Raw genomic sequence first — 21362 nt, forward strand, 5'->3', positions numbered from 1 at the left:
ACAACAACGATAATGACTAAATTCTTATTTTTCGCATGAAATGTCTCAATACATCATTCCTTTCTCCTACATCATATTATAACGAAAAATAAAAAAATGAAAATAACTTTTTGAAAATTCTATATATTAAATTCAACGTATAACAAAACAGAACATGAATAGGAAAGCGTCCCGTTATTACAGCGGGTTAACGCCTATTATCATCTTTGAATTCACGGTTGACCTGACGACAGCGTTTTTTTAGCATTAAAAATCCCGCACTTTTAAAAGTGCGGGATAAGACTTGCGGATTATGTTGAAATAAATCTGCCTCCATTTACGTGAATGGTCTGCCCTGTCATATAGGAAGATTCGTCTGAAGCCAAAAGCACGTAAGCTCCGGCGTGTTCAGCAGGCTGTCCCGGTCTTCCCATCGGGGTATCCAGACCGTGCTTTTCCACTTTTTCTTCAGTAAACGTCGCAGGGATCAAAGCGGTCCAGATCGGGCCCGGGGCCACTGCATTTACCCTGATCCCCTGATCGGCCAATGACATCGCCATCGAACGTGTAAAGGAAACGATGCCGCCTTTCGTGCACGAATAGTCAATCAATGATGTATCGCCCTGATAAGCGGTAATAGACGTTGTGTTAATAATGGCGCTTCCTCTTTTCAGATGAGGCAGCACAGCCTTTGTCATATGAAACATGGAAAACATGTTTGTGCGGAAGGTCTTCTCCAGCTGTTCAGCCGTAATATCAAGAATCCCGTTTTGCGGATGCTGCTCAGCGGCATTATTCACAAGAATATCAATTTTTCCGTAGTGATCCAACACTTGCCGGACCGCCTTCTGACAATGCGCCTCATCCCCGACGTCTCCCGGAATTAACAGGCATTCGGCCTGGTATTCTTCCGCACGCTTTTTCGTTCTCTCGGCATCGGCATGTTCATCTAGGTACAGGATGGCAAGATCTGCTCCCTCCTTCGCGTAAGCAATCGCAGCCGCTGCGCCGATGCCGCTGTCTCCGCCCGTGATGACGGCGACTTTTCCTTTTAGTCTGCCCGACCCTTTTACATCCGGGTATTCCAAGAGCGGTTTCGGCTCCATTTCTGACTCAGTGCCGGGCTGACGGTTTTGCACCTGCGGTTTTTGACCTTCTGTCTGTCTGTCCATCGGATTCATGTTCTCACACTCCTGCATTTGGTATTACTGAGACGATACCACGGAGTGCGGATCACTAAACGGACAAATATGCCGGTGCTTAAAGCTGCTGAGCCGTTTCGGGAAAAGCGCCGGTGTATTTCGCAGACGGTCTGAAAATCATGTTGTCAGCTGACTGTTCAAGCACGTGTGCGCACCAGCCCGCCATTCGGCTTGCCGAAAAAGTCGGCGTAAACAAAGCATTATCCACATCAATAGCCTGCATGACGGCCGCCGCGTAAAATTCTACATTTGTATACAGCTTCCGACCGGGCTTATATTGCTCTAATAAACGGATGGCTTCCTTCTCCACATAAAGCGCCAAATCAAGCGACGGATCATTTCCGGCCACCTCTTCAGCCTTTATGCGCAATGCTTCCGCCCGCGGATCTTTTGTTTTGTATACTCTGTGCCCGAAGCCCATCAGGCGTTCTCCCCTCATAAGCTTCGCTGTCAAATATGCTTCTGCGTTTTCTTTTTGTCCAATGTCTTCAAGCATTTTCGTTACACCGGAAGGCGCGCCTCCGTGCAGCGGCCCTTTCATCGTGCCCAGTGCGGAAGTGACGGCAGACACTAAGTCGGATTCAGTGGAAACGGTGACTCTCGCTGAAAAAGTCGATGCATTCATCCCGTGCTCCATCGCCAGAATCATATACGTTTCAAGCGCTTTCTTTTGAGCTGCGGACGGCTGCCTGCCGGTCAGCATGTACAAATAGTTTTCAACGTGCCCGTATCGCGCCTCAGGCGGCAGTGCTTCCTGCCCTTGTTTACGGCGGTATCTGTACGCAATAATCGTCGGTGTGACGGCAATCAGTTTAATCGCTTCTTCCGGCTTGGGCGGATATGTAAATGAATCTGTCCCCAAACCTGAAACAGCCGTTCTCAGCACCGCCATATCGTCCATATCGTCCGGAAGCGTTTCCAGTAAGCCGATCAGATGTTTCGGAAGCCCGCGCTCGGCTGCAAGTTTTTCCTGAAACGCAAGCAATTGCTGTTCATCAGGAAGCGTACCGTTTAGGATGAGATACGCCGCTTCTTCAAAACTGGATTGGAGCGCGATATCCTTCGCGTCATATCCGCGATATATCAAATGCCCCTTTTCTCCGTCAATGTGGCTGATCGCCGTTTCTGCACAAGTAATTCCTTTCAATCCATGATAAATCAATTTCATTCCCCCTTATCCTCTTTCTGTTATTATAGTAAATATAATATTTAAAAAATAATGAATATTTTTAAGGGAATTAATTAAAACTTTTAATCAGAGGAGTGCATCTATGGATTTTAAATGGCTTCACACCTTCGTCACCGCAGCAAAATATGAGAATTTCAGAAAAACGGCGGAAACGCTTTTTTTATCCCAGCCGACCGTCACCGTTCATATAAAATTGTTAGAGAAAGAAATCAGCTGTAAGCTGTTTCAGCGAAGCGGCCGGAAAATACAATTGACGGAGGAAGGAAAAGCATACGTTCCGTTTGCCATGAGGCTTTTGGAAGACTATGAAAACAGCATGGCGGAGCTGCACAGGGTTCGCCAAGGCTACTTCCACACGCTGACGCTCGCTGTTTCGCCGCTTATCGCCGACACCGTTCTTCCGTCTGTCATGAAGCGTTACACAGAGGACAATAAAGAGACCGAAATGACGGTCACCATTTACGAATCGGAAGAAATCGCCGCTCAAATCAGAAACGGCTCAGCCGATATCGGACTGAGCTGCTTAAAGGTGCAATCATCTTCCCTCACATGCCGCCCCCTGTACAATGACCCCGTTGTGCTCGTCGCGCCCCCCGGCCGAAAACCAGAATCAGGGAAAGCGGATGAAGTGAAAGACCTGCTCGGACGATATCTGCTTTTGACCCATAACCATCCTGACTATTGGGATGATTTGCTCCGTCAGGTCAGAATACAGTTCCCCTTTGTCAGAACGATGAAGGTGACACAGACGCATATTACGAAACGATTTATTAAAGAGGGGCTGGGCGTCTCATTTCTGCCTCTGTCAGCGGTACGAGCCGAACTCGCCGAAGGCAGCATAATAGAAATCCCGTGCGATTTCGCCCAGATGCCGAGCGCGGGCGCCTACGCCATCGCCCTCCATGAAAATGAAAAAAAGAAAACCTTTTTAGATTTTTTATCACATTTTCATTTTTAGGTGAAACAAATGGAGCGCTGTTCCGTCTAAATAAAAAACCCGTTCTGATGAACGGGTTTCTCTGGCTGCTAGAATCTTTTCGCACCCAGGTAGCGCGGCTTCCAGTAGCTGTTATTCAGGTCACTTGTTGCGACGCCGTCAGAACCGGCATGGATGAACTTGTTGTTTCCGATGTACACACCCATATGTGAAGGGCCGGCCTGATAGGTTGTAAAGAAGACGAAGTCGCCTTTAGACGGGCTGGACACGCTCTTCATTGAGCTCCAGTAACCCGCAGTGCTTGTTCTTCCGACACTCGTCTGTTTGTTCAGAAGGTACCAGATAAATCCGCTGCAGTCAAAGCCGGAAGTCGTTGTTCCGCCCCATACATACGGCGTGCCGATTAAAGATTGTGCATCAGAAATCAGCTTGTTTACATTCAGGCTCGTCTGTGCAGCATTATGGCTGGATGAAGGCTGCTTTGATGACGAAGAACCTGAAGACGTTGAACCGGAAGTTGATCCTTTTACTTTAAGCACTTGCCCGATGCGGATCATGTCCGTTTTTAAACCGTTTAAACTTTTCAATTGGTTTACAGTCATTTTATATTTATTCGCAATTTTCCAAAGGCTGTCGCCTTTTACGACTTTATATGTAGACGATGATGACTTGCTGCCCGAATTTGAACCTGAAGATGATTTACCATTGATCGAAAGCGTCTGGCCGATGTAAATGATATCCGATTTTAATTTGTTCTCAGATTTAATGGAATTAATTGACGTTCCGTACCGATTTGAAAGTCCCCATAATGTATCGCCTTTTTTTACCTTAATTGTTTGCGCAGATGCCGCACCCGCAAACAAAGTCGTCCCTAAAACCACTGCCGTCGTTGCTGTAACAAGTTGCTTTTTCATTTTTTCCTCCCTGAATGATTCTATCTATTTTATAAGTCTCTTTTTTAAAGTTTTTATCTGTTTCCTATTATAAGGTTCAATTTCCACTAGAAATAGACTTGACTTCCCGTGACAAATTTCTTACTAATTCGTTTTTGAAAAAAGTTTTTAAGGGTATTAAATATTTCAATTTGATTTCAAACGTGACGAAAAAAGAGTCTTTTTGTCATGTTTTTTTCCTGTGATCCTCGTGTTTTGGAAAATAAAGAAATTTATTTTCCATATTACCCCTTGTTAAAAAAACCCTCATCTTTTTTGAAAAAGTGAATGATTTTCACTTTTTCTTGAAAACATAACCTTACTTGGGAATTTACATTTCTAACAATGTTTCACCTGAAATTTACAGGAGGGAAAGGCGTTCTTTACAAACATCCCCTACCATTAGACATGCAGAACACGATTAAAGGAGGACGATTTGAGAATGAGTCTATTTAAACAGGTTCGGTCAAAACTTCTGCCGGCGGCAGCCGTATCCGTGCTGACAGCCGGTTTGATTGCGGGTGCGGGATTTCAGCACTCCGAACAGGCTGCGGCAAAAAAACAGCCTGACAAAAATGAGATCAGAAACGTCATCTTCATGGTCGGAGACGGAATGGGAGCGCCTTACATGAACGCCTACCGTTCGGTCATTAACAAAGGAAAGCCTTCAGACGGCATGAAACTGACGGCATTTGACCCCAATCTCACCGGCATGATGATGACTTATCCTAATGATCCTGATTCCACTATCACCGATTCCGCGGCAGCCGGCACGGCAATGGCCACCGGCGTGAAAACGTATAACGCGGCGATCGGAGTCGATAAAAAAGGAAAGCGGGTAAAATCTGTCCTCGAAGAAGCGAAACAAAGAGGCAAATCCACCGGACTTGTCGCAACTTCAGAGATTGCCCACGCCACCCCTGCGGCTTTCGGTGCGCATAACAAATCAAGAAAAAATATGGATGAAATCGCAAGCAGCTACTTTGATGACCGCATCAACGGGAAGCAGAAAGTGGATGTACTCCTCGGCGGCGGCAAATCAAACTTTATCCGTAAAGACCGCAATATAACGAAGGATTTCAAAAAAGCGGGATACAGCTACGTGACATCAAAACAGGAGCTTAAAAAGGACCGCAATAAAAACGTTCTCGGCCTGTTTGCCGATGGCGGACTCGACAAAGCAATCGACCGCTCAAACGACGTGCCTTCATTAGAAGACATGACAACAGCGGCGATCGACAGACTGAATAAGAATAAAAAAGGGTTTTTCTTAATGGTCGAAGGCAGCCAAATTGACTGGGCCGGACATGATAATGATATCGTCGGCGCAATGAGCGAAATGAAGGATTTTGAAAAAGCGTATAAAGCAGCAATCGCATTTGCCAAAAATGACAAACATACGCTTGTCATTGCCACTGCTGATCATACGACCGGCGGATTGACGATCGGCGCGAATAACGATAAAAACTGGCATGTTGAACCGATTCTTGCCGCGAAAAAAACACCGGCATTTATGGCTGACCAAATCAAAGCGGGCAAATCCGTATCTTCCGTACTTGCGCGTTATACCGGCCTGAAATGCTCAAAAGCCGAAATCAACCAGATCGAAACGGCGGCAAAGCAGGATAAGGACAAGGGCGCCTACAAAGCGATCATTAAGCTCTTTAATGCGAAAACCAACAGCGGCTGGACAACCGGCGATCATACCGGCGAAGAAGTTCCGGTTTACGCATACGGCCCGGGCAAGGAATCGTTTACAGGACTTTTAAACAACACGGATCAGGCGAAAAAGATCTTTCACATTCTAAAAAACGGCAAATAAAAAAAGGATGCGGGGTTTCCCTGCATCCTTTTTTCTTTACAGATATCTCCGGTGCACTCCTTTGCCGTCATACGAGAACATCACTTCCTTATCTTCAAGAACTGATTCGATATGCACGCTCCTGCCCCACAGCTGGTACAAGTACGGCAGCACCTTCTCCAAATATTTCAGATCAAGCTCAATTCCCTCATACCAATGCTTAATATAAAGCTCATTATTCTTCAGATAATCCCCATCATTGACGGTCAGATAAGGAAACCCGCCGTTTACCCGCATGTTCACGAGCTGATCGCGGACGGCCTTCCATTCCTTGTCGATCACTTTATAGTCCCTGCCCTGCTTTTGGAATAAATACAGATCCTCGCGCAGCACGAGATCTTTCGTCAAATAATTGCGGATAAAAGAAATATCTGATTCAATTTCCCTGACCTCAAACATTTTTTCACGGCCGGAACCGGGCTTTACCCCTGTTTTTTTCATTTCTTCTGTCGGATTGTCGTAGCGCTCTTCAATGTCTTCAAAAATTTTCAGCCCTAAATAATACGGGTTGATTCCCGTTTTTGACGGCTGAACGACGCCTGCGTTCAGCTTCGCAAATTCGATGGCTTCATCTGAAGTCAAATCAAGCTCGCGGATAATCCGCTGATGCCAATAGGATGCCCAGCCTTCGTTCATGATTTTTGTTTCCAGCTGCGGCCAGAAATACAGCATTTCTTCTCTCATCATGGTTAAAATATCTCGCTGCCACGGTTCAAGCTCCCGGGAATGCTCCTCGATAAACAGCAGAATGTCTTTTTCCGGCCGGGGCGGAAACGGTTTTTTCCTTTTTTTCTTTTTAACCGGCTTCGGCCTATCCATTTCCCATAAATCATCGTAAGGCGATGACGCGGTTTCCTCTTCGTCCTCCTCTTCGTCATCGACGCTCCACTGCAGCTTCGGCCTGACGAGCGACGGATCAATATGCTCCTGAACCGCCAGAATGGCATCTAAAAAGGACTCCACCTCTTTAATTCCGTGAATTCTTTCATAATGCTTAATCCGCTCCGCCGCAGCCGCCATACTCTCGACCATGTCCCGGTTCGTATTTTGAAAGCGGCAGTTATTTTTGAAAAAATCACAATGGGCCAGGACATGGGCTACAATTAATTTATTTTGGATCAGCGAATTGCTGTCCAGCAAAAAAGCGTAGCAAGGGTTGGAATTAATGACAAGTTCATAAATTTTGCTCAAACCGAGATCATAATGGAGTTTCATCTTGTGAAATTGTTTGCCGAAACTCCAGTGGCTGAATCTCGTCGGCATGCCGTACGCGCCGAATGTATAAATAATTTCAGCCGGGCAAATTTCGTATCTCATCGGGTAGAAATCAAGGCCGAATCCCTTCGCAATGTCGGTTATTTCCTCAATTGCCCGCTGTAAACCTTTTGTCTCCTCCGCGTTCAACCGAATCCCCCCTACTTGGACTTATTTATAATGTATGACCCCTCCTCTCAAAAGATGAAATAACAGGCGGGTTTCCGTCTGAAAACTTTCGGCACATCCGTCCCGTTTGCTTTATATGTAAGTGGGTAAAACACACACCATACCCCATAAAAAAAAGAAAAAGGAGCGATTCTACTTGAACACAGCAGACATGCTTACTACGTATCTCAGCAAACTGCCGAATCTGATCATTGCACTGCTCGTCCTGCTTATCGGCTGGGGCATTGCGAAAATCATTGAAAAAGCCGTATACAAAGGCCTGCAAAAAACAAAAATCGACGACAGGCTGTTCGCCGAAAAAAAGCCGGCGCGCTATTCCTCGGAAAAAGTCATCAGTAAAGTCATTTATTTTATCGCATTAATTATCGTTTTTATTCTATTCTTTAACATTCTGCATCTGACAACCGTGGCTTCGCCTTTTGTCAGCATGCTGTCGGCGATAACGGCGGCTGTGCCGAGCATTTTAAAAGCCGGTTTGATTCTGCTCTTGGGATGGGCGGCTGCTTCGCTTTTCAGCTATCTCGTCAAAAAAGCGGGCATGAAACTGGCTGAAAACGGCTGGATCAGAAAATGGACCATGGTTTCTGAAGAGGCGGAGATGAGCAAGTCCGTTACGGCCGCTTCACGAATCGTTTTTTATTTCGTCTTGCTCTTGTTCCTGCCCGGTGTCTTGTCCGCTCTTCAAATCAGCGGAGTATCAGAACCGTTTACACATATGATCCAAAGCGTGTTATCCTTTATACCGAAATTATTCGCCGCGGCGCTGATTGTCTTAATCGGCTGGCTTGTTGCCCGTCTCGTCCGTGATATCGTCACAAACTTTCTGGCGAGTATCGGCACGGAAAGACTTGCCGCACGTATGGGGCTTTCTATTTACTTGAAGGATACAAGCCTGTCGGCAATCATCGGAACGATTGTCTACGTGCTGATTTTCATTCCGGTGGTCATTTCTGCGCTTGACCGGCTTGATATTGCGGGCATTTCTGATCCCGCCTCAGCCATGCTGAACACGGTCTTTACAATGCTTCCTAATATCATCATCGGTATTGTACTGATTATCGCCGGCATCTGGATCGGAAAATGGGTAAACAGTATTGTATCAGGGCTGCTGCACCGGGCCGGCTTTGACTCTCTTCTCGGAAAAATGGGCTTTGAACAGGCGGATCGTCCGAAGCTTACGCTTTCTCAAACTGTCGGCATGATTGCGCAGATCATCATCGTCCTGCTCTTTACGGCAGAGGCGCTGCAGCTGGTTCATCTCGAATTTCTCGTCGTCATCGCGACCGGGATTATCGCTTACCTGCCTAATGTTCTGGCCGCTGTATTTATTCTCGGAATCGGGCTTTTGGCCGGACAGCTTGTCAGCAGACTGCTTGTCGGCATGCTGAGCGGGAAAGAATTCAGATTCCTGGCGCCTCTTGCGAAATATACGATTATCACGCTCTCAATCTTTATGGCGCTGGATCAGCTCGGTGTCGCCGACACGATCGTAAATGCCGCATTTATTCTGATCCTGGGCGGTTTCGCGCTTGCCTTCGGACTTTCATTCGGTCTTGGCGGAAAAGAATTTGCTTCCCGTTATCTCGCGAAATTGGACCGCAAAATTGAAAAACATCAATCGGCTGACGACCGTAAACCGCCGATGTCTTAACGAAAAAAAACGTGTGCTCGGAAGGAGCGCACGTTTTTTTTTGAGATTGATGGGCAAATTCCTTTTTTTTCATTTTGAAATCCTATATGATAAACTGTAACAGAAGCAAAATCTCTTTTTTCGAGGTCATTCTATGAAATTAACAAACTATACCGATTATTCTTTACGCGTTTTGATTTTTTTGGCTTCCAGACATTCCGAAGAACTTTCCAACATAAAAGAAATCGCCGACACATATTCCATCTCTAAAAACCACCTCATGAAAGTCATTTACCGTCTCGGACAGCTCGGATATGTGGAAACGATCCGGGGCCGCGGAGGCGGAATCCGATTAGGAATGAAACCGGAAGACATTAACATTGGAGAAGTCGTTCGAAATACAGAAGACGACTTCAACATCGTAGAATGCTTTGACTCCCAAAAAAATCTCTGTATCATATCTCCCGCCTGCAACTTAAAGAATTTGCTGAATGAAGCCCTGCAAGCTTACCTGGCCGTTTTAGACAAATATACGTTAAGGGACCTGGTCAAAAATAAAGAGGAGATTATGAGACTGCTCAGAAGCTGAAGGAATGCCCGCATTCCTTCTTTTTTTGTGCCTGCATAAGAAAAAAGAACTATTTCTACTAATATGATAAATGATTGCAGACAAGTGCCGATATAAAGATTATCATTACTGTTATCCTCACCTTGCGGCTGCAACGAATGGGGATAGTAAAATCATCGCAGGAAAAAGGAGATTCACTATGAAAAAAAAGGTAGCGGTCGGTTTGACTGCATCTGCGATTGTCGGGTCTGCGTTAGCTGTAACACCGGCAGAAGCACAAACGATTAAGGTCAAAAGCGGAGATTCATTATGGAAGCTTGCCCAAACCTACAATACAAGCGTGGATGCCATTTCATCAGCCAATCATTTAAAATCCACCGTTATTTCCATCGGGCAGACGCTCAACATCCCTAACGGCAAATCAGATTCCGGCAGCCCGGCGCCATCTTCAAAGAACAGCAGCAAGACGACAAGTGTGTATACGGTGAAAAGCGGAGACTCGCTGTGGCTGATCGCGTCTGATTTTAAAATGTCCGTACAGGAACTGAAAAAACTGAACGGCCTGTCAAGCGACTTAATCCGCGCCGGACAGAAGCTGCAAGTGAAGGGGAACGTTTCCTCAAGCACCGACAAGACAAAAACCGCGCCGGGCAGCAGCTCAAACAGCAGTAAAAATCAGTCATCTTCATCTTCCGGGACATATAAAGTCAAACTCGGCGATTCGCTCTGGAAGATCGCAAACAGCGTCAATATGACCATTGCGGAACTCAAAGTATTAAACAACTTAAAAACGGATACGATCTACGTAAACCAGGTTCTGAAAATAAAAGGAACGTCTCCTTCGGGAAACAAGCCGTCAAAAAACAATTCAAACAAAAATCAAAACCAGACGCAAACGTCATCTTATACAGTAAAAAGCGGAGACTCGCTCTGGAAGATCGCAAACGCATACAATATGACGGTTCAGCAAATCAGAAGCATCAACAAACTGACGTCAGACATGCTGCGGGTCGGACAAGTGCTGAAGCTGACAAAAACGTCATCTTCCGGTTCTTCGTCTTCACCGTCAGCTCCGAACCCGTCCGGAGATACAGGGAAAACCACTACATATACCGTGAAAAGCGGGGATTCTTTATGGGTGATCGCCCAAAAGTTCAATGTGACCGCCCAGCAGATCCGCGAGAAAAACAATTTGAAAACAGATGTTCTTCAAATCGGACAGAAGCTGACGATTACAGGACAGCAGTCAAACACGACACCGAACCAGTCCGGCAGCACAGGCGGCACAGGTTCAACAAGCGCGAAGATTAATGTGATGATCGATGCCGCAAAAGCTCAGCTGGGTGTACCGTATGTATGGGGCGGGACAACGCCGAGAGGCTTTGACTGCAGCGGTTTTATTTATTACGTTCTTAATAAGGTCACTTCCGTATCCAGACTTTCAGCGGCAGGCTACTGGAATACGATGACATCAGTCAGCCAGCCGGCGGTCGGTGACTTTGTCTTTTTCTCAACTTATAAAGCCGGACCTTCTCACGTCGGCATTTATCTCGGAAACGGACAGTTTATTAATGCCAACGATTCGGGTGTCGTCATTTCCAGCATGAACAATTCCTATTGGAAACAGCGCTACCTCGGAGCGAAACGATTCTTCTGATACAGACAAGCTGCACAGCCGAAAAGGCTGTGCAGCTTTTTTTTACAGCCTGAAAATATTAATGCTGATCACATGCTTAGTCACGGGGTGAAAATACACTTCAGCACGGGAGGAAAACGTCTCTTTTTTTGTTTGCACCGTTACGCGAAACACGTCTTTCGTCTGTTCCCGGTTTACTTTCGTCCGGCCCATGTACGAATAATCGGTAAGCTCGGCCCCCTTGTATTCACGTTCCAGCTGGTTCCATGCGAGCTGCTCCCATTTTCCGGCTGATGGATCGAGGTGTTCTGTATGCCCTTTTTCAGCGATTGAGGCAATGAGAATGCCGCAAAACAAGAGGGCAAGCGCAAATGGAAGGAATTTCATCTTTATGTTCTCCTGAGTCGTTTTTGTCAATCTTAGCGTGTCCAAAGAAGAGACGGATATGCGTTTTTATTTTATGTCTCCCTCATATTGCTATGCCCAATTTATACGGACACCAACTTTTCCCCCGTTGCATCCGGGCTTCGGCGGCATACACTAACGGAGAACTTCTCATTGAAAGGGGAAGCGTAAGATGGATCATGCCGATTATGATAAAGCCTTATATTACACACACCGGTCTCAATGGGACAATTTATTAATTTTGATGGTGCGTACGAAAGATGATTTGTTATCAAAGCGTATTGAGCACTTTCTCCATGCATATCATTTTGAACTTGATTATGCGGTGCTTGAAAAAGAGCTGTATTCCCTTCTCAGGTATATTGATCATGCGGCAGAGCTCGCGTATGAAGATCAATTAGCCATGCTGACATAAAACAATCCCGGCGTCAGGCGCCGGGATTTCCCGTGTTTGTAAACATATTCAGCTCTTCCATCATGTCTGTCAGGCTGACCGCCATATCCTCAGATACGGTCCGGCGCTCCATGTCGATGTGAATCGGGTCTAAGACCAGCTGTTTCGGGATGACGTTTGCATAGACGCCCCTCATCACAGTCCGCATATTCGCCAGCGCGTTCATGCCGCCTTTTCCTCCGCCCGCCGCTGCAATGATGGCCACCGGTTTGTATCTCCAGCAGTCACTGCTTAAAAAATCAATGGCGTTTTTAAAGCGCCGCTCATGCCGCTGTGATACTCGGGAGATAATAAGACGACGGCAGACGACTTTTTCACCTGCCGCCTTAACTCTTGCACTGAGGGCAGGTCGTTCTGTTCTTCCTCACCGTTATAAAGCGGCAGTCCGTTTTCGCTCAAGTCAATAAAATCGGTTTGAAACCGGTCTCTGATATACGAAGCGGCAATTCTTGTCCGCCCGTTTTTTCTCGGCGTGCCGCTGATCACTAATATGCTCATTTAGTTTACCGCCTTTCCGGAAACATTGTATTTTACGGCATACAATGCCGCTTGTGTCCGGTCTGAAAGATTCAGCTTTGACAGCAGATTGGACACATGGGTCTTCACTGTTTTTTCAGAAATAAACAGAGCTGCGGCAATTTCCTTATTGCTTTTCCCTTTGGCTATTTCTTGAAGAACATGTTTTTAAGGTTTCTACCGTCGTTTTCGTCAAACTCCCTCACTCCGGCCATTTCAGAATTATCCATATTATATCAATTCTAATCTGTATTTGCCTTTGCTTCAGCATGATTTTTACTCATACTTTCGGATGAGGCGTAAAAAAACCGCCGGATATCGCTTCCGGCGGTTTTTTGTTTATTTCGTTTTTTCCACTATGGCATCCACCGTTTTCATGACGGCTTCAGATAATGCGGCAAGACGCTGTTCGCTGTCTTGTAAAGAAGTTCCCTTCACTGCGAAATAGAACTTGACTTTCGGCTCCGTTCCGGATGGACGGAGGCAGAACCAAGAGCCGTCTTCAAGGAAATATTTCAGAACATTTGACTTCGGAAGATCAATATCTTCTTCACGATGATCGGCAAATACAGTCCGTTTTCCCGTTGAATAGTCTTCAGCCTGCGTGATTTGTTTTCCGGCCATCTGCTTCGGCGGATCGTTTCGGAATGACGTCAGGATAGCGGAAATCTGCTCTGCTCCCTGTTTTCCTTTTAACGTCAATGACTTCAAGCCTTCACGGTAATAACCGTATTCTTTAAAAATGGACAGCAGCGCGTCATAAAGCGACATGCCCTGCTTTTTATAAAAGGCGCATACTTCGACGGCTAACAGCGCAGCTTGGATCGCATCTTTGTCACGCGCAAAATCGCCGATTAAGTATCCGTAGCTTTCTTCATACCCGAACTGGAACGTGTATTGTCCGGTTTTTTCATATTCTTTGATCTTTTCACCGATAAATTTGAAGCCTGTCAGCGTGTCGACCGTATCTAACCCGAACGATGAAGCGACGGCGCGGCCCAATTCACTTGTGACAATCGTTTTCATGACGACGCCGTTCTCAGGAAGGACGCCCTGTTTTTTCTTTTCAGAAAGCAGGTAGTGCAATAAAAGCGCGCCTGTCTGGTTCCCCGTCAGCACCGTATACTTGCCGTCACTGTTTTTTGCGGCAATGCCGAGACGGTCGGCATCCGGGTCCGTAGCGACGAGAATATCGGCGTTTTGTTCTTCTCCCAGCTTAATGGCATATTCGAATGCCGCGTGCTCTTCAGGATTTGGCGATTTGACGGTTGAAAAATCCGGATCCGGAAGCTCCTGTTCCTTTACGACAGTGACGTTTTTGTAACCTAGCGCTTCGAGACCGCGGCGTACCGGTTTATTCGCCGTGCCGTGCAGCGGAGTGAACACGACGCTCACGTCGACTTCTTCCGAAAGCTCGGGATGGACGGAGATGGAAGTCAGTTTTTCAGTATAGGGTGTATCAATTTCTTCGCCGATGATCTTAATTAAACCTTTTTCCTTCAGCGCCTGTTCATCTTCAACTTGAATCGTTAATTCATTTTCAATCGCATTCACTTCCGCAATGACGATGTCCGCTTCTTTCGGCGGCAGCTGTGCCCCGTCATCGCCGTACACTTTATATCCGTTATATTCAGGCGGGTTATGGCTGGCCGTCACGACGATACCCGCATAAGCGTTCAGTTCTCTCACCGCAAAAGACAGCTCAGGCGTCGGGCGGAGCTCATCAAATACGTATGTTTGAATGCCTTGGGAAGCAAGGGTTTTGGCTGCTTCCATCGCAAACTCAGGAGATTTATGACGGGAGTCGTACGCGATCGCAACGCCTCTTTTTTTCGCTTCTTCTCCTTGTTTTGCAATATACGCAGCAAGCCCGGCGGATGCTTTGCGGACCGTGTAAATGTTCATTCTGTTTGTGCCCGGCCCGATTTCTCCTCTCATGCCCCCTGTTCCGAACTCAAGATTTTTGTAGAAAAAGTCTTCCAGCAGCTGCTCGTTTCCTTCTGCGTCCGCCAATAATTTTTTCAATTCTGAATCTAATTGTTCGGCCTGATTCCAGCGTTCGTAACTCTTACTCCAACTCATGTTCGTCCTCCTATAATTTCAGCTTATGACCATATTTTAATATGAAGCGGCTGTCCGTGTCACTTGATAACTTAACACAGTGCTTTATGTAAAAAGAAGGGCTTATGCCTTTTCGGCACAGCCCTCCGGTTATTATTGTTCGAGCGGAACAACCGCATCGTGCAGCAGCGTGTTTAACCACTCGGTATGTTTCGCTTTCGTTTCGTCATCCCATTGGAACCGGTCGCTCATGTAATCAATCACAGCCGTTTTATACGTTTGCACCCATTTGATGTCGAAGAACAGTCTGCCCGTTCTGCGGACGAAGAAATCAGCAGGTGTCGCAGCCATCTCTTCTTCAATGCTGTAAGCCGCTTCCGCCAGAATGTGAACCGGAATCTGGCGTTTTGCCGCTTCATCTTTCAGGCCTTCAATCCGGCTGAATACATTTTCGACGTTAGAGCCGTATCTGATGGCTAACTGTTTAGCTGTTTCCTGTGATAAACCGATTTTCAATCCGTCTTTTGTCTTTGCTTCCACAAATGACTCGAAGTTTTTAGAGCCGCCGACATGTCCGCCGGAAATCGGCATCGTCTTCGTCTTACAGCCGCCGAAGTCCTGGCCGCCCTCTTCTTTTAAGCGGTCGCGGACAAGATCGACAATGTGCTCAGCCATTTTACGGTAGCCCGTCAGTTTTCCTCCGGCGATTGTGATCAAGCCAGATTGAGATGTCCAGATTTCATCTTTACGGGAGATCTCGGACGGATCTTTTCCTTCTTCGTGAATGAGCGGTCTGAGGCCGGCCCAGCTTGATTCAATATCGTCCGCCGTAATATTCAGTTCCGGGAACATATAATTGATGGAACTGACGACATAATCACGATCCTGCACCGTCATGCGCGGATGCTCAAGCTTTTGTTTATAAACCGTGTCTGTCGTGCCCACGTATGTTTTTCCTTCACGCGGAATGGCGAACACCATCCGTCCGTCCGGCGTGTCAAAGTACACAGCCTGTTTAAGCGGGAATACGGATTGGTCGAATACGAGATGGACCCCTTTTGTATGCTGGAGATGCTTTCCGCTTTTGCTGTGGTCTTTTTCTCTCAGCTCGTCGACCCAAGGACCTGTCGCATTGACGATTTTTTTGGCGTAAACTTTGTATTCCTTGCCTGACAGCAGATCTTCAATTAAAACGCCGACGACTTTTCCTTTTTCATAAAGCAGCTCTTTCACTTTAGAATAGTTGACAGGCTCCGCACCGAACTTAACGGCTTCTTTCATGACTTCAATCGTCAGTCTCGCGTCGTCCGTCCGGTACTCTACATAGTAGCCTCCGCCTTTTAAGCCGTCTTTTTTGACGAGCGGTTCTTTTTGCAGCGTTTCTTTTGCAGACAGCATGCTTCTGCGCTCTGATTTTTTTACCCCTGCTAAATAGTCATATACACGCAGACCGATGGACGTAGAGAATGAACCGAATGTGCCTCCTTTATGGAACGGAAGCAGCATCCATTCCGGCGTCGTGACGTGCGGGCCGTTTTCGTATACAATGGCACGTTCTTTACCGACTTCAGCCACCATTTTGACTTCGAATTGCTTCAGATAACGCAAACCGCCATGGACAAGCTTTGTGGATCGGCTTGATGTGCCGGCCGCGAAATCCTGCATTTCGCTCAAAGCGACTTTCATTCCCCTTGAAGCAGCGTCAAGCGCCGTACCGGCACCCGTAATGCCTCCGCCTATAATAAACAGATCGTATGTTTTTTTAGTCATGTCTTCCAGCATATGATCCCGTTCCAAACTCGAAAATTGGTGATTCATCATTACGTTTCCTCCTTGTTGTCACGGTATAGAAAAAGAGACCACAACAGCCAAAGCGCATGTTATCACTTTGGTGCTGTGGTCTCTCCTCATCTCAGGACCGTTCCTATTAACTTGTTTTCAGTATATCATAATTTTATCTTACTTAAAAGCCATAGCTGCATTTACTGCTTTTTTCCATCCGCCGTACAATTCATCGCGTTTTTCATCTTCCATTTCCGGTTTGAATTGCTTATCCAGATTCCACTGATCGGCGATTTCAGTGCTGTCCTTCCAGTAGCCGACAGCGATTCCGGCCAAATACGCGGCACCGAGCGCCGTCGTTTCATTAATTTCCGGACGTTCGACCGGCACATCAAGCAAGTCGCTTTGGAACTGCATAAGGAAATTATTTTTAACCGCTCCGCCGTCTACACGCAACGTTTTTAAAGAGATGCCTGAATCAGCTTCCATGGCATCAAGCACATCTTTCGCCTGATAAGCGAGAGATTCAAGCGTAGCCCGGATAAAATGCTCCTTCGTCGTTCCGCGTGTCAGGCCGAAAACTGAGCCGCGCACGTCACTGTCCCAGTACGGTGTGCCCAATCCGACGAAAGCAGGTACGACATAAACACCGTCAGCGGAATCCACACGCTCTGCGTATGTCTCGCTTTCTTTCGAATCATGGAACATCCGCATGCCGTCTCTCAGCCATTGGATGGCAGAACCTGCGACAAAGATGCTTCCTTCCAGCGCATACTCGACTTTTCCGTCTAACCCCCAGGCGATCGTCGTCAGAAGGCCGTGCTCTGAAGCAATGGCTTTTTCTCCGGTATTCATGAGCATAAAGCAGCCTGTGCCGTATGTGTTTTTCCCCATGCCTTCTTCAAAACACGCCTGACCGAACAGCGCTGACTGCTGGTCTCCGGCCGCACCCGCAATCGGAATATTTTTGCCGAAGAAATGATAATCAACCGTTTTCGCGTACACATGAGAAGACGGTTTCACTTCCGGCAGCATTGATTTCGGCACGCCTAAAATGTCAAGAAGCTCGTCATCCCATTTTAATTCATGGATATTAAACATCAGCGTTCTTGAAGCGTTGGAATAATCCGTTACGTGCGCCGCGCCTCCGGACATTTTCCAGATGAGCCATGAATCAATCGTTCCGAAAAGGAGATTTCCGTTTTCCGCTTTTTCCCGCGCGCCTTCTACATTGTCAAGAATCCATTTGACTTTCGTTCCTGAGAAATAAGGGTCGATCAGAAGTCCCGTTTTTTCTCTGAATGTATCATTATATCCTTTTTCACGAAGCTCTTCGCAAATGCCGGATGTTTGTCTCGATTGCCACACAATCGCATTGTATACCGGCTTTCCGGTATCTTTATCCCATACGACCGTCGTTTCCCTTTGGTTCGTGATACCGATGCCGGAAATTTGGTCCGCGCTGATTCCGGACTCTGAGATCACAGTCGCGATAACGGCGAGTACCGATCCCCAAATTTCGTTCGCATTATGCTCCACCCAGCCCGGCTGAGGGAAGTGCTGTGTGAATTCCTTTTGAGCGGAATGCACGATTTTTCCTTCTTTATTAAAAAGAATCGCTCTTGAACTTGTTGTGCCTTGGTCAATTGATAAAATATAGGTCTCCATGATGCCGCTCTCCTTTTTAAATATATTCAGAATTTGATAATGTTTTTCGTGATTGAGATTTCTTGGTATAAACATAGAGTATGAAAAGCAATACAACCATTATAACGCTTACAAACCAAAAGCTAGATGTCACATTTCCTTTAAACGCGGCATTGTAAAATACGCCGCCGAACGCACCGCCCATAATCGGACCGATAACGGGAATCCAGGCATATTTCCAATTTGACGGCCCTTTTTTCGGAATCGGCAGAAAGGCGTGCGCGATTCTCGGCCCCAAATCCCGCGCAGGGTTGATCGCATACCCTGTCGTTCCTCCGAGAGAAATTCCGATAGCCACGATGAGGAATCCGACAATCAGCGGGTTCAGCCCTTTTGTAAATTCATTCGCTCCGATTGCCAAAATGCCGAGCACAAGCACAAACGTCCCAATGACTTCACTTATCATATTCCCAAATGTATGAGGAATACTCGGTCCGGTCGAGAAAACGCCCAGCTTAGCGGCCGGATCATCCGTCGCCTTCCAATGCGGCAGATAATGAAGGTACACAATAACCGCACCGATTATTGCTCCGATCATCTGTCCAGCAATATAGACAGGGACTTCTCTCCAAGGAAAACTGCCTTCAAGCGCAAGGCCTATCGTTAAAGCCGGATTCAAGTGAGCGCCGCTGATTCCGCCGACAGCATATGCCGCCATGGCTACTCCAAGCCCCCAGCCGAATACAACAACAATCCATCCGGATTGGTATGAAAGCGATTTCTTTAAATTGACTCCCGCACAAACGCCGCCGCCGAAAATAATAAGCAGCATTGTACCGATTACTTCTCCCCAAAATGCTGTCATCATCATTCCTCCTAAATGACATAATAGCAGGTTTGACAGAGTTATAGAGAATAAAAAACCCACAACAGACCGCTTTACGCTTTATTGCTGCCGTAAAGAGCTGTTGTGGGTCTCCGGGTCTCCATCACATAGTATTAACCTAGGTCTATTGTAACAACGGGTGTAAGCGGTGTCAATCTTTTTTTGTCATAGAATGTTCATATTTAGCCCACAGCTCGGTGTCTGAAGTCGTCACAGCCGTGGCCCCCGCCTGCAAGGCGTTTTCAACATCCTGTTCCGTGCGGATAAAGCCGCCGGCAAAAATCGGAATGCCCGTCATCTCTTTAATTTCCCGGATTAAAGTCGGAACGATGCCCGGGAGAACCTCGATAAAGTCAGGCTTATGCTTCCCGACGAATTCCATGCTCTTTTCCATCGCGCTCGTATCCAAGAGAAACAGACGCTGGATCGCATATATTTTCTTTTGTTTCGCTTTGACGATGACGGCCGATCTCGTCGAAATGATGCCGGCGGGCCGGATGTCCTGACAAATGAACTCCGCCCCGTATTCATCATGCTTAATGCCGTGAATTAAATCGACGTGAACCATCAGGTGTTTTCCGTGTTTTTTCGCTTCATTCACGACACCTTTTAATTGACCGAGGTGAATATCTAAAATAACGCCGTATAAGAACGGACTTTCTAAAAATGCATCGAATTGCTTCATGTTCCGGATAGCCGGTAAAATCTGCTGGTTGTGAAAACTCATGTTTTACTCCTTTACATTAAAAATCAATGCTCAGCACGCTTTCTTTAACCGTCGAAATGATGAAAGAAAGCTCCTCGTCAGAAAGGCAGAAAGGCGGTGAAAGCTGAATGACATTATTATATCCCGCTGCGGTATCACCATTTTTCCCGACAAGCAGGCCTTTTTTCTTACAGGCGGTGATGACGTGCTGGACAGCGGCGGCATCAGCGGGTTCTTTCGTAATTTTGTCCTTTACGAGCTCGATGCCGGCAAGAAGGCCCTTTCCCCGTACATCTCCGACCGCGGGATGTTCTCTGAGCGGCTGAAGCTCCCTGAGCAGCCTTTCGCCAAGCTCCCGGGAACGGGCGATCAGATTTTCGTCCTCCATCAATTGCAGGTTTTTCAAAGCAAGGGCGCAGGCTGCCGGATTGCCTCCGAATGTATTCACGTGCCGGAAACGGCCGTACGGCTCACCGTCCGAATACGCTTCAAAAATCTCCCGTTTCACCGCCGTCGCCGACAGCGGCAGGTAAGCGCTCGTGATGCCTTTTGCCATTGTGACGATGTCCGGTGAAACGCCGTAATGCTGAAATCCGAACGGCTCTCCCGTGCGGCCGAAACCGCAGATGACTTCATCACTGATAAGCAGCGCGCCGTGGCGGCGGCAAATGTCCTCTACCTTTGCCATATACCCGTCCGGGGGCATCAGTATACCTCCGCCTGTAATAATCGGTTCCATAATAACGCCGGCAATCGTTTCGCTTAATTCCCATGTCATGATCCGGTCGATTTCATGTGCGCTTTCCAACGTGTCAGCATCGGCGGGATTCCGATAGAGATCAGGCGGCGCCGCATGCAAAAATCCTTGGGAGAGCGGCTCGTATTTGTATTTTCTCTGCGCCTGGCCGGTAGCGGCGAGCGCCCCCATCGTATTGCCGTGATAGCCTCTGTACCGGGAGATGAATTTGAAGCGGCTGTGATCGCCGTTTTCAATGTGGTATTGGCGGGCAATTTTGAACGCGGTTTCATTTGCTTCCGATCCGCTGTTGGAAAAGAAGATTACATAATCGCCGCCGAGCCATTCATTCAGTTTTTCCGCAAGTTCAATCGCAGGTTGATGGCTTTGGGTCAGCGGATAATAAGGAAGCTCCTTCAATTGGCTGTATGCCGCATCGGCAAGCTCCTTTCTCCCGTATCCGATATTGACGCACCATAGTCCTGACATGCCGTCCAAATACCGCCTGCCGTCAATGTCCGTAACCCAGGCGCCTTCCCCTTTTTGGACGATTATGCTGTCATCCGGCTCCGCCCCTTTCATCGCGTGCCAAATCAGCTCTTTATCCTTTTGTTTGAGTGACTGATTTTTTTGTACATGTTCCACACCGCTCATCTCCCTTTCAATATCATTGCACTGTATCGAAAGCTGCCCGGCTTCTGACGCCGATTCTCTTGGTGAAGTTTTCCTCTTAATAAGAATATAAAGGCGCGGCATGGGCGAGTCAATAAAGCGGCGGCAATTAAAAAAACG

17 protein-coding genes and 2 pseudogenes are annotated in these 21362 nt (G+C 47.0%); 6 read left to right on the top strand and 13 right to left on the bottom strand.

Annotation, left to right across the window (positions count from 1 at the left end; all coding sequences use genetic code 11):
- Nucleotides 1-290: 290 nt before the first annotated feature.
- Together ACQE26_RS18955 and ACQE26_RS18960 are read right to left on the bottom strand one after the other, a co-directional pair.
- Nucleotides 291-1160 carry an SDR family oxidoreductase gene (locus tag ACQE26_RS18955; protein ID WP_438421509.1) on the bottom strand — a complete coding sequence of 290 codons (870 nt, stop codon included), beginning with the start codon at nt 1158-1160 and terminating at the stop codon, nt 291-293.
- A gap of 79 nt (nt 1161-1239) precedes the next feature.
- A complete protein-coding gene (locus ACQE26_RS18960) occupies nt 1240-2343 on the bottom strand; it encodes a citrate synthase/methylcitrate synthase (RefSeq protein ID WP_500471511.1) in 1104 nt (367 codons plus the stop codon).
- A 109-nt stretch (nt 2344-2452) separates the two neighbouring features.
- On the opposite strand from ACQE26_RS18960, the gene citR reads away from it, so the two are divergent.
- Complete coding sequence (gene citR / locus ACQE26_RS18965) at nt 2453-3328, top strand: transcriptional regulator CitR (RefSeq protein WP_438421508.1); 876 nt, start codon at nt 2453-2455, stop codon at nt 3326-3328.
- 68 nt (nt 3329-3396) lie between these two features.
- On the opposite strand, the gene ACQE26_RS18970 is transcribed toward citR, so the two are convergent.
- The gene (locus ACQE26_RS18970; protein WP_438421507.1) at nt 3397-4221 is read right to left on the bottom strand and encodes a C40 family peptidase; all 825 of its coding nucleotides are present in this window, start codon (nt 4219-4221) and stop codon (nt 3397-3399) included.
- A gap of 460 nt (nt 4222-4681) precedes the next feature.
- Between ACQE26_RS18970 and phoA the strand changes: the two genes are divergently transcribed.
- Nucleotides 4682-6061, top strand: coding sequence for an alkaline phosphatase PhoA (gene phoA, locus ACQE26_RS18975; protein WP_500470294.1), 1380 nt, complete (start codon nt 4682-4684; stop codon nt 6059-6061).
- A 36-nt stretch (nt 6062-6097) separates the two neighbouring features.
- On the opposite strand, the gene ACQE26_RS18980 is transcribed toward phoA, so the two are convergent.
- Nucleotides 6098-7504, bottom strand: a complete 1407-nt coding sequence (locus tag ACQE26_RS18980) for a SpoVR family protein (protein WP_500470295.1) — start codon at nt 7502-7504, stop codon at nt 6098-6100.
- Between the two features lie 175 nt (nt 7505-7679).
- Between ACQE26_RS18980 and ACQE26_RS18985 the strand changes: the two genes are divergently transcribed.
- From ACQE26_RS18985 to lytF, 3 genes are all read left to right on the top strand, one after another.
- The gene (locus ACQE26_RS18985) at nt 7680-9194 is read left to right on the top strand and encodes a mechanosensitive ion channel (protein ID WP_438421504.1); all 1515 of its coding nucleotides are present in this window, start codon (nt 7680-7682) and stop codon (nt 9192-9194) included.
- A 133-nt stretch (nt 9195-9327) separates the two neighbouring features.
- The gene (gene nsrR / locus ACQE26_RS18990; protein WP_016938399.1) at nt 9328-9762 is read left to right on the top strand and encodes a nitric oxide-sensing transcriptional repressor NsrR; all 435 of its coding nucleotides are present in this window, start codon (nt 9328-9330) and stop codon (nt 9760-9762) included.
- 178 nt (nt 9763-9940) lie between these two features.
- Nucleotides 9941-11398: a peptidoglycan endopeptidase LytF gene (lytF, locus tag ACQE26_RS18995; protein ID WP_500470296.1), complete on the top strand. Its 1458-nt coding sequence runs from the start codon at nt 9941-9943 to the stop codon at nt 11396-11398.
- A 42-nt stretch (nt 11399-11440) separates the two neighbouring features.
- On the opposite strand, the gene ACQE26_RS19000 is transcribed toward lytF, so the two are convergent.
- Complete coding sequence (locus ACQE26_RS19000; RefSeq protein WP_500470297.1) at nt 11441-11764, bottom strand: DUF3889 domain-containing protein; 324 nt, start codon at nt 11762-11764, stop codon at nt 11441-11443.
- A gap of 190 nt (nt 11765-11954) precedes the next feature.
- Here ACQE26_RS19000 and ACQE26_RS19005 point away from each other — a divergent pair, with 190 nt between their 5' ends.
- Entirely contained in the window at nt 11955-12197 is a 243-nt protein-coding gene (locus ACQE26_RS19005; protein WP_016938402.1) for a YhdB family protein, read from the top strand.
- A 13-nt stretch (nt 12198-12210) separates the two neighbouring features.
- On the opposite strand, the pseudogene ACQE26_RS19010 reads toward ACQE26_RS19005, so the two are convergent.
- The 8 genes and pseudogenes from ACQE26_RS19010 to ACQE26_RS19045 form a co-directional block, all read right to left on the bottom strand.
- Nucleotides 12211-12734: pseudogene (locus ACQE26_RS19010) on the bottom strand (NADPH-dependent FMN reductase).
- Nucleotides 12735-12920, bottom strand: a pseudogene (locus tag ACQE26_RS19015) (response regulator transcription factor); the annotation flags it as partial.
- A 171-nt stretch (nt 12921-13091) separates the two neighbouring features.
- Nucleotides 13092-14834: a phospho-sugar mutase gene (locus ACQE26_RS19020; RefSeq protein WP_438421500.1), complete on the bottom strand. Its 1743-nt coding sequence runs from the start codon at nt 14832-14834 to the stop codon at nt 13092-13094.
- Between the two features lie 132 nt (nt 14835-14966).
- Nucleotides 14967-16634, bottom strand: coding sequence for a glycerol-3-phosphate dehydrogenase (gene glpD / locus ACQE26_RS19025; protein ID WP_016938407.1), 1668 nt, complete (start codon nt 16632-16634; stop codon nt 14967-14969).
- Between the two features lie 138 nt (nt 16635-16772).
- The gene (gene glpK / locus ACQE26_RS19030; RefSeq protein ID WP_060963203.1) at nt 16773-18263 is read right to left on the bottom strand and encodes a glycerol kinase GlpK; all 1491 of its coding nucleotides are present in this window, start codon (nt 18261-18263) and stop codon (nt 16773-16775) included.
- A 16-nt stretch (nt 18264-18279) separates the two neighbouring features.
- Nucleotides 18280-19107, bottom strand: coding sequence for an MIP/aquaporin family protein (locus ACQE26_RS19035; protein WP_500470298.1), 828 nt, complete (start codon nt 19105-19107; stop codon nt 18280-18282).
- Between the two features lie 172 nt (nt 19108-19279).
- Complete coding sequence (locus ACQE26_RS19040) at nt 19280-19855, bottom strand: glycerol-3-phosphate responsive antiterminator (protein ID WP_016938410.1); 576 nt, start codon at nt 19853-19855, stop codon at nt 19280-19282.
- A 16-nt stretch (nt 19856-19871) separates the two neighbouring features.
- The gene (locus ACQE26_RS19045; RefSeq protein ID WP_095241035.1) at nt 19872-21224 is read right to left on the bottom strand and encodes an aspartate aminotransferase family protein; all 1353 of its coding nucleotides are present in this window, start codon (nt 21222-21224) and stop codon (nt 19872-19874) included.
- Nucleotides 21225-21362: the final 138 nt, after the last annotated feature.

The organism is Bacillus sp. 5RYD7K (assembly GCF_059831465.1).

Bases quoted from the DNA above. Each gene is read 5' to 3' on its own strand.
- ACQE26_RS18955 (WP_438421509.1), bottom strand. From the start codon at position 1,160: ATGAATCCGATGGACAGACAGACAGAAGGTCAAAAACCGCAGGTGCAA.
- citR (WP_438421508.1), top strand. From the start codon at position 2,453: ATGGATTTTAAATGGCTTCACACCTTCGTCACCGCAGCAAAATATGAG.
- ACQE26_RS18970 (WP_438421507.1), bottom strand. From the start codon at position 4,221: ATGAAAAAGCAACTTGTTACAGCAACGACGGCAGTGGTTTTAGGGACG.
- phoA (WP_500470294.1), top strand. From the start codon at position 4,682: ATGAGTCTATTTAAACAGGTTCGGTCAAAACTTCTGCCGGCGGCAGCC.
- nsrR (WP_016938399.1), top strand. From the start codon at position 9,328: ATGAAATTAACAAACTATACCGATTATTCTTTACGCGTTTTGATTTTT.
- lytF (WP_500470296.1), top strand. From the start codon at position 9,941: ATGAAAAAAAAGGTAGCGGTCGGTTTGACTGCATCTGCGATTGTCGGG.
- ACQE26_RS19000 (WP_500470297.1), bottom strand. From the start codon at position 11,764: ATGAAATTCCTTCCATTTGCGCTTGCCCTCTTGTTTTGCGGCATTCTC.
- ACQE26_RS19005 (WP_016938402.1), top strand. From the start codon at position 11,955: ATGGATCATGCCGATTATGATAAAGCCTTATATTACACACACCGGTCT.
- ACQE26_RS19020 (WP_438421500.1), bottom strand. From the start codon at position 14,834: ATGAGTTGGAGTAAGAGTTACGAACGCTGGAATCAGGCCGAACAATTA.
- glpD (WP_016938407.1), bottom strand. From the start codon at position 16,634: ATGATGAATCACCAATTTTCGAGTTTGGAACGGGATCATATGCTGGAA.
- glpK (WP_060963203.1), bottom strand. From the start codon at position 18,263: ATGGAGACCTATATTTTATCAATTGACCAAGGCACAACAAGTTCAAGA.
- ACQE26_RS19035 (WP_500470298.1), bottom strand. From the start codon at position 19,107: ATGACAGCATTTTGGGGAGAAGTAATCGGTACAATGCTGCTTATTATT.
- ACQE26_RS19040 (WP_016938410.1), bottom strand. From the start codon at position 19,855: ATGAGTTTTCACAACCAGCAGATTTTACCGGCTATCCGGAACATGAAG.
- ACQE26_RS19045 (WP_095241035.1), bottom strand. From the start codon at position 21,224: ATGAGCGGTGTGGAACATGTACAAAAAAATCAGTCACTCAAACAAAAG.